This window comes from Mongoliitalea daihaiensis, from assembly GCF_021596945.1.
GTDB lineage: Bacteria > Bacteroidota > Bacteroidia > Cytophagales > Cyclobacteriaceae > Mongoliitalea > Mongoliitalea daihaiensis.
Window position 1 is genome coordinate 3,236,757 of record NZ_CP063779.1, and the last position, 12,403, is coordinate 3,249,159.

Annotated in this window: 11 protein-coding genes; 1 reads left to right on the forward strand and 10 read right to left on the reverse strand. The window is 39.5% G+C overall.

Annotated elements, in window-relative coordinates; genetic code table 11:
* Positions 1-13: 13 nt before the first annotated feature.
* The 7 genes from IPZ59_RS13685 to IPZ59_RS13715 all read right to left on the reverse strand — a co-directional run bounded on the left by IPZ59_RS13685 (position 14) and on the right by IPZ59_RS13715 (position 9,108).
* Entirely contained in the window at positions 14-958 is a 945-nt protein-coding gene (locus tag IPZ59_RS13685) for a Rossmann-fold NAD(P)-binding domain-containing protein (protein WP_236136610.1), read from the reverse strand.
* A gap of 40 nt (positions 959-998) precedes the next feature.
* Complete coding sequence (locus IPZ59_RS13690; protein ID WP_236136611.1) at positions 999-2,129, reverse strand: aspartate aminotransferase family protein; 1,131 nt, start codon at positions 2,127-2,129, stop codon at positions 999-1,001.
* 10 nt (positions 2,130-2,139) lie between these two features.
* Positions 2,140-3,108 (reverse strand): N-acetyl-gamma-glutamyl-phosphate reductase, encoded by a 969-nt coding sequence (gene argC, locus IPZ59_RS13695; RefSeq protein WP_236136612.1) that lies wholly within the window; start codon positions 3,106-3,108, stop codon positions 2,140-2,142.
* Complete coding sequence (locus tag IPZ59_RS13700) at positions 3,095-4,291, reverse strand: argininosuccinate synthase (RefSeq protein WP_236136613.1); 1,197 nt, start codon at positions 4,289-4,291, stop codon at positions 3,095-3,097. Before IPZ59_RS13700 ends, argC begins: the two co-directional genes overlap by 14 nt.
* Before the next feature lie 29 nt (positions 4,292-4,320).
* Entirely contained in the window at positions 4,321-4,998 is a 678-nt protein-coding gene (locus IPZ59_RS13705; protein ID WP_236136614.1) for a GNAT family N-acetyltransferase, read from the reverse strand.
* Positions 4,999-5,293: 295 nt separating this feature from the next.
* Positions 5,294-6,559 carry an aminotransferase class V-fold PLP-dependent enzyme gene (locus IPZ59_RS13710; RefSeq protein WP_236136615.1) on the reverse strand — a complete coding sequence of 422 codons (1,266 nt, stop codon included), beginning with the start codon at positions 6,557-6,559 and terminating at the stop codon, positions 5,294-5,296.
* A gap of 11 nt (positions 6,560-6,570) precedes the next feature.
* Positions 6,571-9,108, reverse strand: a complete 2,538-nt coding sequence (locus tag IPZ59_RS13715; RefSeq protein ID WP_236136616.1) for a M14 family zinc carboxypeptidase — start codon at positions 9,106-9,108, stop codon at positions 6,571-6,573.
* A 116-nt stretch (positions 9,109-9,224) separates the two neighbouring features.
* On the opposite strand from IPZ59_RS13715, the gene IPZ59_RS13720 reads away from it, so the two are divergent.
* Positions 9,225-9,983, forward strand: a complete 759-nt coding sequence (locus IPZ59_RS13720; protein WP_236136617.1) for a 3-keto-disaccharide hydrolase — start codon at positions 9,225-9,227, stop codon at positions 9,981-9,983.
* Between the two features lie 12 nt (positions 9,984-9,995).
* Here IPZ59_RS13720 and IPZ59_RS13725 read toward each other — a convergent pair whose 3' ends face one another.
* From IPZ59_RS13725 to IPZ59_RS13735, 3 genes are all read right to left on the reverse strand, one after another.
* Positions 9,996-10,541: a ferritin gene (locus IPZ59_RS13725; RefSeq protein WP_236136618.1), complete on the reverse strand. Its 546-nt coding sequence runs from the start codon at positions 10,539-10,541 to the stop codon at positions 9,996-9,998.
* 103 nt (positions 10,542-10,644) lie between these two features.
* On the reverse strand, positions 10,645-11,262 hold the full coding sequence (locus tag IPZ59_RS13730; RefSeq protein ID WP_236136619.1) for a deoxynucleoside kinase: 618 nt from the start codon (positions 11,260-11,262) through the stop codon (positions 10,645-10,647).
* Positions 11,263-11,337: 75 nt separating this feature from the next.
* Entirely contained in the window at positions 11,338-12,225 is an 888-nt protein-coding gene (locus IPZ59_RS13735; protein ID WP_236136620.1) for a 3-hydroxyacyl-CoA dehydrogenase family protein, read from the reverse strand.
* Positions 12,226-12,403 lie beyond the last annotated feature (178 nt).

Here is a 12,403-nt window from a genome sequence, read left to right on the forward strand (position 1 = left end):
TGGTTGTGTTGTCTTAGCCAAGTAAATGACTGATTACTGCCTGCGCAGCATAGATTCTATTCGTCGCTTGTAGTTGAACTAGGCTTCTGTTTCCATCTAAAATCTCATCTGATAGCTCTAAATTTCTGCGCACAGGTAAGCAATGCATTACTTTTGCAGTAGGAGCTGCGGCAAAGTGGTTTTCTGTAAGCATCCAAGCACTATCCGTACTATGGATTTTTCCATAATCATTAAATGCAGACCAGTTTTTTACATATACAAAATCAGCATCTACCAATGCTTCCTCTTGATTGTGAGTAATATGGGCTCCTTTCGTGAATGCAGGATCTAAGTCATATCCAATGGGATTGGCTATGGTTACATCATATTCATTTCCAATAGCCCACTCTGCAAATGAATTGGCTACTGCATGGGGAATCGCTTTGATGTGTGGTGCCCAAGTCAATACAACTTTGGGTTTGCGATTTTCTTTCCAAAGCTCTTGTATGGTAACCATGTCTGCTAAGCTCTGAAGAGGATGTCTTATAGCTGATTCCAAACTGATTACAGGTTTACCTGAGTACTTGATAAACTGATTGAAAACAAAGTCTTCAATATCTTCATTTTTATTGGTCAAGGAAGGGAAAGCGCGAACAGCTAAGATGTCAAAGTAGGAACCCAAAACAGCAGCGGCATCTTTGATATGTTCTACAGTACCTTTATTCATAACTGCTCCTTCTCGCATTTCTAAGGCCCATCCTTCTTTGTCCATATTCATGACGATGGGTTCCATTCCCAAATTCAAAGCTGCAATTTGTGTACTTGCCCTTGTTCGGAGTGAAGGGTTTAAAAAAATGCATCCAATCCTTTTGTTCCGTCCCTTCTGTTGATCAACAAATGGACTTCCTTTGTACGCCAAAGCAGATTCGATAAGGGTTTGGGATAATTCTAAGGATTCGAATTTCGTAAAATGTTTCATTTCTATTACAATTCTTATATGAAACTACCGTATTGAATCATTAATTCAAAATTTTCGATAGGTTTTTAGCAAATTTTAATAATGAGTCTTCTTCAATAGTTAATGGTGGCAAAAGACGAATGGTGTTTTTGCTCGCTGCACTTCCCGTAAACATCTGATAGGCATGTACCAATTCTGTTCTGACGGGTCCAGCTTCCCTATCCAGGTCTATACCTATCATCAAGCCTTTTCCACGAACCTCTATCACCCCTGATATAGCTTCCAAGATCGGGATAAGCCTATTGCCAAGTGTCTCAGCGGTAGTAATAAGGTTTTCATTTTCAATTACCTCTAATACAGCTAAACCAGCCGCACATGCCAAGTGATTGCCTCCAAATGTTGTTCCTAAGAGTCCGAAAGAAGACTTGATCGATGGATGAATCAACACTCCTCCAATGGGAAAACCATTTCCCATACCCTTGGCTACAGTAATTAAATCAGGTTCAAGTCCCTCAGCCCACTGAAAGGCAAAAAACCGTCCGGTTCTTCCATAGCCTGATTGCACCTCGTCTAAGATAAGTTTTGCACCGTATTTCTTTGCTAAGCTCGCTAATTGTATCAAGGTATTAGCTTGGGGAACATGGATTCCTCCTACACCTTGAATTCCCTCGATGATAATTCCAGCAATGTTGCCTTGGGATAATTGAGTTTCTACGGCTTCCAAATCTCCCCAAGGTAAGATATATACATCGTTACGTTGGTTGGATGGTGCAATGATTTTAGGGTTGTCGGTAAGGACTACTGCTCCAGCAGTTCTACCGTGAAAAGCACCTTTAAATGAAATAAATCCAGGTTTTCCTGTACTAAAAGACGCTAACTTTAAAGCATTTTCATTGGCTTCTGCCCCAGAGTTGCAAAGGAAAAGTTCGTAGTTTTCGCAACCCGAAATTTCCCCAAGCTTTTGCGCCAATTGTTTTTGTATAGGGATATGGATGGAATTGGAATAAAAGGCAATCTGATCTAATTGGGCCTTGATCCTTTGGTTGAAATGAGGATGGCTGTGCCCTATAGAAATCACTGCATGACCTCCATACAAGTCCAAATATTCCGTTCCCTCCGTATCCCAAATGCTCGCACCAATCGCTTTGACTGGTGTCACATTGATTAAAGGGTACACATCAAATGTTTTCATAATCAATGGTTTAAAAGGCAATGCTTTTTAATTGTAAGCCGGTTTGTTGAGAAAATCCAAGTGCAATGTTGAAGTTTTGTATCGCCTGTCCGGCGGCACCTTTCAATAAGTTGTCTATAGCGGAATAAATTACTAACATCCCACCTTCTTTTTGAACGTGAAGAATGCATTTATTGGTATTTATTACTTGCTTGAGATCGATATCCTGCACAGATACAAATGTAAAAGCAGCGTCTTTGTAGAATTCCTGGTAGGTTTGTATAGCTTCTTCTTCACTGCCTTCAAAAGGAAAATAAGCTGTTATCCAAATGCCTCTTGTAAAGTTGCCTCTGTAGGGAACGAATAAAATTTCCCCCCCAAAGGACGGATCTAAATGCTTGAATGTTTGCCGAATTTCCTTCAAGTGTTGATGGGTAAATAACTTGTAAACGGAGAGATTATTGGTTCTGTAAGAGAAGTGGCTCGTATCGGCTAGTTTTTTACCAGCTCCAGTACTTCCTGTAATACCTGACACATGAATAGTATCTTTCACCCAACCTTTTGAAATTGCAGGCGCCAATGCCAATTGAATTCCTGTAGCAAAACAGCCTGGGTTCGCAATTTTCTTGGCTTGTTGAATAGTGGTCAAATTTATTTCAGGTAGACCATAGACAAAATCATGGCTTTCATCGCGAAAATCCGTACTCAAGTCAATGATTATAGTATCTTCTGCAAAGGGATGTGTATCCAGAAAAGATTTGGTTTCACCGTGTGGTAATGCCAAAAATACTGCTTGAATACCTTCAGTTTGCACAGCATCGGTAAATAGCAAATCTGTTTCTCCTAGTAGGTCAGGATGCGTGCTGGTGACAGGCTTATTTTTTTGGCTATTGCTATGAATGTAGGCTATTTCCACATGTGGGTGATGGATTAATAGCCGAACTAATTCCCCACCAGTATATCCAGCACCACCAATGATGGCAGTTTTAATTGTTGTCATGATTATTTACTTGATGGAAGATGGCTGTTTGGTTTCCTAAGATTCGGGTAAATCCTTTGACATCTTCGGCAGTGTATCCTTTATTCATTTCTCCGTAGCTACCAAACTTGGAAGCCATCAAATCATGGGCAGAGGTAATGCCTACCAATTGGAATCTGTATGGGCTCAGGTGAACAGTCACTTCTCCTGTAACATATGTTTGGGTACTTTCTAAAAAGCTTTCCAAGTTACGCATCACAGGATCTAGGTAATGTCCTTCATGTAGGTGATTTCCATAAAACTCGGACAATTGATTTTTCCAGAACGATTGCCATTTGGTCAGTGTGTGCTTTTCAAGTAGCTGATGTGATTTAATAATAATCAGTGGAGCAGCTGCCTCAAATCCCACACGCCCTTTGATGCCAATAATGGTGTCTCCTACATGGATATCTCTTCCGATTCCATAAGGTGCTGCAATGGATTGTAATGCTTGAATCGCCTGCACGGTATGCTCAAATTTTTCCCCATTGATCCCTTTCAGTTCACCACTTTCAAAATGTAAGGTGATGGTTTCCTCACCTGTTTTGCTCACTTGCGTAGGCCAAGCCTCTTCCGGTAAGGTCAAATGAGAAGTTAACGTTTCTTTTCCACCCACCGATGTTCCCCAAATGCCTTTGTTGACTGAGTAAGCTGCTTTGGTGAAATTCATATGTACTCCATGCTTTTGTAAGTAGTCGATTTCTTGCTCTCGGCTCAATTTCAAATCACGGATAGGAGTAATGATTGCAATATCAGGAATGATGGTTTGGAAGATCATATCAAATCTTACCTGATCGTTTCCAGCACCAGTACTTCCATGAGCGATGGATGTTGCCCCGATGCTTTTGGCATAATCTGCCAAGGTTTTAGCTTGTAGGATGCGTTCTGCACTGACGGATAGGGGATAAGTTTGATTTTTCAGTACATTGCCAAAGACCAGATATTTGAGTACTTCATCATAGTAGGTTTTTGTGACATCCAAAACTGTGAAGGAAGCTACTCCTAAATTGGTTGACCTTTCCTGAATTTCCTGCAATTCTTCGGTGGTAAACCCTCCTGTATTGATGAGTACAGCATGTACTTCGTATCCAAGTTCTTGCGAAAGGTAAATGGCACAGAAAGTAGTATCCAAACCTCCGCTATACGCTAAAACTATTTTTTTCATAATTCAATGATTGATCCTTCTCAGGATGATTAGAACAAGTTCAATGTTTTGTTTTTAGTGAGTTTCAAATTCAATAGAATACGTTTCTTAATTCTTGTCCAGCGTTCAAAGAGCTTAAGATTTTTCTTAAAATCTTTTCTCAGTGCAATATCCTGAGTTTTACTTTTCCTTGCTGGATCGTACAGCATGGCTGTACACAAACAGTTTTGCTTGCTTTTACTTTTAAGAATTTCAACGTTTACACAGCTATTACAACCTTTCCAAAAATCTTCATCATCCGTCAAATCCCCATAGGAAACAGGGATATAACCTAAATCTGAATTGATTTTCATGACTGCCGGACCAGTTGTTAGACCAAAGATTTTAGATTCAGGGTATTTGGTACGGCTCAATTTGAAGATTTCTCCTTTAATTTCTCTTGCTAGCCCGTATTTGCGAAATTCAGGTGCAACAATGAGTCCTGAGTTTGCAACAAATTTCCCATGTCCCCATGCTTCAATGTAGCAAAAACCTGCCCATTTACCAGATTTTGTCAAGGCAATAACAGCTTTCCCCTCTTTCATCTTGGTTTCTATGTATTCGGGTGAACGCTTAGCTATTCCAGTACCACGAGCTTTTGCAGACTCCTCCATTTCTTGCGTAATGGTAAGTGCATGGATACAGTCTTTTTCCGTAGCTGGTCTAATAATGAAATTTATTTCTTCCATAAATTGAAATGGATGATTATGCCTAAGTTGCTGGCTTAATGATAATTTATATAAATGTCTGGTTGGAGCTATTGGCGGTATTCCACATGGGATACCCTAAAGATTAGAGGGACATTGCCCTAAATAAAGACCTAAATCTCCTCAAAGGAGTAAAAATAGACATAACAGCAAAGGAAAATCCTTCTTGAGTAGTAATTGCTGATATGTTTGTTAGGTTTTTCATGTGTTAAACGAACACAAATGTTGAAACTAATCAAACAATATGCAAGATATCTTGTAAAAAATTTCCAAAAATTTAATTTTGGCTCATTTCTTTTAATGCCTTAACAAATTGATCCAATTCTGCTATGCTCGTATATATATTTGGAGTTATCCTACATCCATAAACACCGGCGTAGTTAATGCCCACCGTGTAAATTTTATAATCTTCCAATAAAGTCTTCGCCATAAGATTGGGTTCAATCCCTTCTATACCAACGTTTGCAATCCCGCAAGAGCGTTGAGGGTCATTGGGAGTATTGAGCAGAATGTTGGGTAGTCCTCTCACTTGATCTGACCAATACCGTTGTAGATATCGCAGTCTATCTTCTTTTGCCTGGGGACCAATCGCTTCAAAATAATCTAGGGCATCATGAATTGCTAAATCAGTTGCTACAGGATGGGTGCCCGTGTGATTCAGATTTTTGATGGTTGGGTGATCCAATTCATAAGGTGCCAATAAGGGCCAAATTTTTCCAATATGTTCTTTTTTTACATACAAAAGACCTGCACCTAATGGAACTGATAGCCACTTATGCAGGCTACAGGCATAGTAATCACAGTCAAGTTCATTAATTTTAAAATCAATATGTGCAATGCAGTGAGCTCCATCTACCATCACTTCCACGCCATAAGAATGGGCCATTTCTGCGATTTTTTTTATCGGTAAAATCTGACCTGTAATATTAATCATGTGACTGACCATGATTAATTTGGTTTGGGGAGTAATCGCTGATTCATATACACGAATTATTTCCTCATCACTCTCAGGGTGAAGCGGAACGTCGACTACCTTGTTGACGATTCCATGCCTCCTAGCAGCTAGTTCAAACATGTTTTTCATGCTTCCATAATCTTGATGAGCAAAAATCGCTTCATCACCTTTTTGCCAAGGATACCCTGAAATAATAGTGTCCAATGATTCAGTGGTATTTCTCGTGATCGCTAATTCATCTGAACTTCCTCCAAACACCTGTGCTAAACGGGCAGCTGTTTTGTCCTTATTTTCCCATTGTACAGTTCTAAAATACCAGGACCCTTGGTAATTGATATCCTTTATTTTCTCTAGATATCTATGCAGCGTTTGTTCTGGAAGAAAGCAATAATAACCATTTTCTAAATTGATATAATCCTCTTTTAGTTTGTATCCTGCACGTATGATAGCCCAATAATCTTCATTGCTGGCGAGCTCTTGGGATGAAAAATTATGAAATTGACCCAGTCTGTAAGCTAAAGACTCGATGGAGGAAATACCTGCAACACCAGTAAATGCCAATGATTTTAGAAAATCTCGTTTGTTCATAGTTGATACAATTAAAACTTATCTCCCAAGAAAATAGCATTCAAAAACAGTTTATTCGTCCCAAACCAAGTTCCCCTAAAGTTAGGATTGTCGATGAAGTGAATGACGCGACCTTGACCCACATTACTGACAATCACTGACCCACTTTGCTTTACTTTTTCTAGGTTTTGAGCAGACACATAACCACCCAATAATGGGTTGTTCGTATATCGAACAGGGGTATTACTTGGATTTTTGGATGGTTTCATGAAAATCGTTGAGTTTCTATACACAGGAAGCTGTTCATACCTATATCCAAAAGCTAGTGGATGGGTAAGGTCAAGGCTTGCCGTGTAAATATTTCCCCCAATATTTTGTGCGCCTGCAGCGTCTCTCCTCGATGCGAATGGAATGAAATCCGATTGTTTGCTTTCACCTTGGACAAACTCTTCTTTGGTAATGTCACTGCTTTGTAACCATAAACTGCTCTGACGAAGGGATAAAATGGTGCCCCCTCTATTTAACCAATCTTTTAAATGATTCACTTGAGCTGCACTTAGCATAGCGTAATTTCCAGAAGGAAGAATGAGCGTATTGAAGTCATAGAGATTGACGCGGGAAAATAAACTAACATCCATTTTGGTGATAGGCATACCAACTTTGGTGTCAAGTAAGTGCCAAATTTCACCTGCTTCATACTGTGAAGTTCCTTGCCCAATTAGCATTAATACTTTAGGAACCCTCAGAGCTGAGATATTATTACTTCCCAGATCGATACCGGATTGACTTAATCCTGTTTTAGTACCATAAATCTTTTGCTCACTATGAGTAGCTGCGGCTTGTAAAATTTGTCGAAGTTGCTCATGATTCATTTGTTGAAAGGCAGGTGGAATCACCAAGCTACCAGCCGGAAATAGTCGGCTTCCTGATTCCGTAGCTGCTGTGAAGGGTAGGGAAGTTACTTCTACATGTACTCCATTACTTTGCAAATGATGTAGGAATTTTGGGGCAAAATAATCTGACCAATCTACTAAATAGGCCACATAAGCATCATTAGCGGGGAATTCTGCAGTCCGTTCAGGTAGAGCCGTGAGTTCCTTGCCGGTAGTTGGAGTGGCCTGTCCTTCATAAGGAATTCCATAAGCCAGAGCCATGGTCCATGCTGAAGCATCGTAAAATACAGAGTCTGCAAAGTCGGTAACTTTTTCAAACATGGATCGAACCATTCGATACTGGGCCTGATTGGTAGGCACTACCCAAGATTTATCTTTGGAGAACGTTTTACCGTTTACAGTCACATCCCGAGTGTTTTCATAGACCTTTATTTGGTGATCCATTAATAGTTTGAGAAACAATTGATTTTTGGAATCATCGTAGAGATCTCCAAAAACATAGGACTTAAATTTATCCTTACTGCCTTCACTGACGGCTGTTTCAAAAAACTCTCTCAGATAGCGGTGCATATACACCCGCTCTCGCACCCCAGCTTCTAGAGTTGCCAAAGAGATTTTTAGCTGATTTCTAATGGTAAAAGCGAAGGTTATGTCTCCTCGTTGGGATTCTTGAATATGTCCTCGGGAACTTCCTTGTTCAAAGACAATACCCAAACCTCCTTGAATATCCGGGTAGGTACTGCCATACCCTGGGTAACTATTGTCAAACACCTCTTTAGTCCAATAGAGTGAACCAATATCATCCAAGGATTTGGCAAAATACATTGCAAATTTATTGTTGATGTCCTCATAATTTTTGCGTGGCACTACTGGATTTTCACTGCTAAATGGTTTGGTCGGTTCAAAGAAGTAAGTGCTATTAGTCCCCATTTCATGGAAATCACCTACTACATTTGGGTACCACTGATGATACCAGTTTAGCTTATGCTGTAATTCTATTTGGGCAAGCGGAAGCCAATCTCTGTTTAAATCAAACCAATAGTGATTCACTCTGCCTGATGGCCAAATTTCGTTGTGTTCTCTATCCAAGGAATTGGCAACTGGAGGATTGCCCTTGTGCATATTGGCCCAATTGGTATGCCGATCCCTTCCATCAGGATTGATCGCTGGATCAATGAATACAATTGCGTGATTTCTAATTTCTTCTGCTAAGGGACTAGTTGAGGCTATTAACCAATATGCTGTGAGGATAGCGGCTTCCCCACCGGAAGGTTCATTTCCATGCACAGAATATGCTAAATTGATAATCGCAGGCATTGAATTGACATCAGGAAGCGGGAGGGACGGATCTGCTAGCTTGATCTGTTCCTGACGGATAGTTTCCAAATTTTGGATATTGGAAGGATTACTGATGGACAATACTACTAATGGGCGAAGTTGGTTGGTATATCCAATGACCTGCAAGTTTGCCATAGGGGAGGATTGTGCCAAGTGTTCAAAATAGCTTACTAGCCTATCATATCGTGTATGCCAATCTCCGATTTCATAGCCCAAAAAATCTTTCGGACTAGTAATGCTTGGATCAAAAGATTCATTGGGGAAATAATAGGCTTGCTGTGCTTGTGAGGTATTGAATCCAACAACAAAGCCTAGGAACAACAGTAAAATCTTTTTCATATTGATTAATTTTTTGGAAAATACTGTCTTTTATTTCGAGTTTCAATCAAAAATCCACCAATGGTTTTTGAAAGTGTAGGATATGCAGTATTTTCAAAATTAAACAATGCAACTCTATGAAAAACCTTGTGATTAACCTTATTCTTCTCCTTTCTTTGTTAACCATCCAACAAGTAGTTGCTCAACAACAAAAAATTAAGTTACCCCCCGAGGCGACTGAGTTTTGGGAACCTGTACCTAGGGTAGTTAAGCCAGGAAATGAAAATCACCTACCTCCATCGGATGCAATAGTTTTATTTGATGGGACATCTTTGGATAAATTTGAATCTGTTAAAGACGGATCACCTGCAGCTTGGAAAGTTGAAAACGGTGTATTTACAGTAGTGCCAAGAACGGGTGATATCAGAACCAAGGAATCCTTTGGAGATGTTCAGCTGCACATAGAATGGTCTGCCCCTGATGTTATCAAAGGAGAAGGACAGGGGAGAGGCAATTCAGGTGTTTTCTTGATGTCAACCTATGAAATTCAGATTTTAGACTCTTATGAAAGCCAAACGTATTCCAATGGCCAAGCGGCCAGTGTGTATAAGCAATATCCGCCTTTGGTAAATGCGATGAGAACCCCTCAAGAATGGAACACCTACGATATTTTCTTTACCGCTCCGCGCTTTAATTCAGATGGGATGCTGATGTCTCCTGCACGTGTGACGGTAATTCATAATGGGGTGTTGGTACAAAATAATGTGGAGCTTAAAGGGCCCACCGAATATATTGGCATTCCAAATTACAAATCACATCCTGACGCTTTACCGATAAAACTACAAGACCATGGAGATTTGGTGAGCTTTAGAAATATTTGGTTGCGAAAGCTTTAAAAAAAAAGAGCCTCATTTCTGAGGCTCATGTGCTGCTTGGTGTAACTTACCCAATTCTTGATCAATGGTCCAGAGGCCAATGCCCTCTTCGCCGATAATATCAAATAATTCTACTGCTCTTCGAGCCATAGTTTCTTCTTCTCTTTGTTCGGTCACATACCACTGCATAAAGCTAAATGTAGCAAAATCCTTTGCGATAAATGCATGATCTACAATAGCATTGATTGACTTAGTAACTTTGATTTCATGTTCTAAGATTAATTCAAAAATCTCTCTCAATGAATTAAAGTTATTGCGAATTCCTGTGATTTCAGGTTGCAAAGCATGACCACCTGCCTCGTTGATGTAGTGGAAAATTTTCATCATGTGCATTCTTTCTTCATCTGCATGGGTATACAAATACTTTGCAGCATTTTCATAGCCCATCATATGGCACCAAGAAGCCATGGATAAGTAATAGGCAGAGGATCTACCCTCCATTTCAATTTGCTTGTTCAGTAAATTCTCAGTATCGTGAAGAAGGGAACGCTGAAGCGTAACAATTTCTTTTGCTTTCATAGGTCATGTATTTTATACAAACATAACTAATTTACTACTGATTGGTTCCAAACTGGAATGTTTAGGTAGAAATTTAGAATTGGTATTAATTCAAATATAAATACTAAGAAAATAAGCCATAGATTTCTCTGTCTACTTTTTGAACGATAGAAGAAAAATCTTCCGGATGGGCCACAAAGTCCATATCATTTACATCGACAATCAAAAGTTTACCTTTATCATACCCCTCAATCCATTCTTCATAATGTGAGTTGAGATTTTTAAGGTAATCGATTCGTATAGCATTTTCGTAGTCTCTGCCTCTTTTTTCAATTTGACCTACCAATTTTGGGATATCCGCCTTGAGATAAATCAATAAGTCGGGAGCTTTGACATAATTGATCATTGAATGGAATAAGGCTAAATAATTTTCATAATCCCTGTCTGAAATGAGGTTGGATTTAGCCAAATTGGCTGCGAAAATATAAGCATCTTCATAAATAGTCCGATCTTGGACAACAGAAATCCCACTTTCCCGAATTCGCTGAATCTGATTAAATCGACTGTTTAAGAAAAATACCTGCAAGTGGAATGACCAGCGCTTCATGTCTTCGTAAAAGTCTGCCAAGTATGGATTGTTATCGACGGCTTCTAATTCAGCATGCCAACCATAATGTTTGGCTAGTTTTATGGATAGGGTGGTTTTACCGCTTCCGATATTGCCGGATACTGCTATATGCATAAGTGATTGGATAAAGAAGGCTATCCATTAAGCAGAGTTTAAACTTTTTGGATAGCCTGTAGATGCGAATGTGTGTTATTTAAATCTTGGGGAAACGATAAGTTCTTTGCTTCCTGGAGTGTATTTGTAGAAGCCTTCTCCAGTCTTGGCACCTTTATAACCTGCTTCTACCATGTTTACTAGGAGAGGGCAAGGAGCATATTTTGGATTCCCAAAGCCGTCATGTAAAACTTTCAAAATGGAAAGACATACATCCAACCCTATAAAGTCTGCCAACTGTAAAGGTCCCATTGGGTGAGCCATCCCAAGTTTCATTACGGTATCAATTTCTTCAATTCCTGCGACTCCCTCATACAATGTGTAAATAGCCTCATTAATCATAGGCATTAAAATACGATTTGCCACGAATCCTGGATAGTCATTCACCTCAACTGGTACTTTTTCCAACTTTTTGGAAAGCGCCATGGTCATAGCAGTTACTTCGTCTGAAGTAGCATATCCACGAATCACCTCTACCAATTTCATCACTGGTACAGGGTTCATAAAATGCATACCGATTACCTTGTCTGGACGTTTAGTAACAGCGCCAATTTTAGTAATCGAAATGGAAGAAGTATTGGTTGCGAGAATGGCTTCTGGCTTGCATAGCTCGTCCAATTGGCGGAAAAGATCCAATTTAATGGAGATATTTTCAGTGGCTGCTTCTACGACTAAATCGGCATTTGCCACACCATCAGCCAAACTAGTAAAGGCATTAATTTTTGAAATAGCGGCATCTTTATCGGCTTGTGACAAAGTTCCTTTGGATACTTGTCTATCCATATTTTTACCAATTGTTGCCAATGCTTTATCTAAGGCTTGCTGATTGATGTCAATCAAAGCGACTACATATCCATACTGTGCAAATACATGGGCAATACCATTTCCCATGGTTCCAGAGCCTATTACTGCGATGTTTTTCATGAATTTTTGGGTTTAATTCTTTTTTATTTAGTTCAAAACTAAGCCATGTATCAATAACCAAGCTTTCGAATGAGTGTTCAAATCTAGGTCGATTGAAAAGGATTTGCAATTTATCAAATTAGATTTTGTGTACCTTTGACAGATATTTACACAAAAAGTTGTAAGGTAGGTACACTCT

What these genes read in the sequence shown, in the direction of transcription:
- IPZ59_RS13710 (WP_236136615.1), bottom strand. Translation starts at nt 6,559, where the DNA reads ATGAACAAACGAGATTTTCTAAAATCATTGGCATTTACTGGTGTTGCA.
- IPZ59_RS13685 (WP_236136610.1), bottom strand. Translation starts at nt 958, where the DNA reads ATGAAACATTTTACGAAATTCGAATCCTTAGAATTATCCCAAACCCTT.
- IPZ59_RS13720 (WP_236136617.1), top strand. Translation starts at nt 9,225, where the DNA reads ATGAAAAACCTTGTGATTAACCTTATTCTTCTCCTTTCTTTGTTAACC.
- IPZ59_RS13705 (WP_236136614.1), bottom strand. Translation starts at nt 4,998, where the DNA reads ATGGAAGAAATAAATTTCATTATTAGACCAGCTACGGAAAAAGACTGT.
- IPZ59_RS13700 (WP_236136613.1), bottom strand. Translation starts at nt 4,291, where the DNA reads ATGAAAAAAATAGTTTTAGCGTATAGCGGAGGTTTGGATACTACTTTC.
- IPZ59_RS13725 (WP_236136618.1), bottom strand. Translation starts at nt 10,541, where the DNA reads ATGAAAGCAAAAGAAATTGTTACGCTTCAGCGTTCCCTTCTTCACGAT.
- argC (WP_236136612.1), bottom strand. Translation starts at nt 3,108, where the DNA reads ATGACAACAATTAAAACTGCCATCATTGGTGGTGCTGGATATACTGGT.
- IPZ59_RS13730 (WP_236136619.1), bottom strand. Translation starts at nt 11,262, where the DNA reads ATGCATATAGCAGTATCCGGCAATATCGGAAGCGGTAAAACCACCCTA.
- IPZ59_RS13690 (WP_236136611.1), bottom strand. Translation starts at nt 2,129, where the DNA reads ATGAAAACATTTGATGTGTACCCTTTAATCAATGTGACACCAGTCAAA.
- IPZ59_RS13735 (WP_236136620.1), bottom strand. Translation starts at nt 12,225, where the DNA reads ATGAAAAACATCGCAGTAATAGGCTCTGGAACCATGGGAAATGGTATT.
- IPZ59_RS13715 (WP_236136616.1), bottom strand. Translation starts at nt 9,108, where the DNA reads ATGAAAAAGATTTTACTGTTGTTCCTAGGCTTTGTTGTTGGATTCAAT.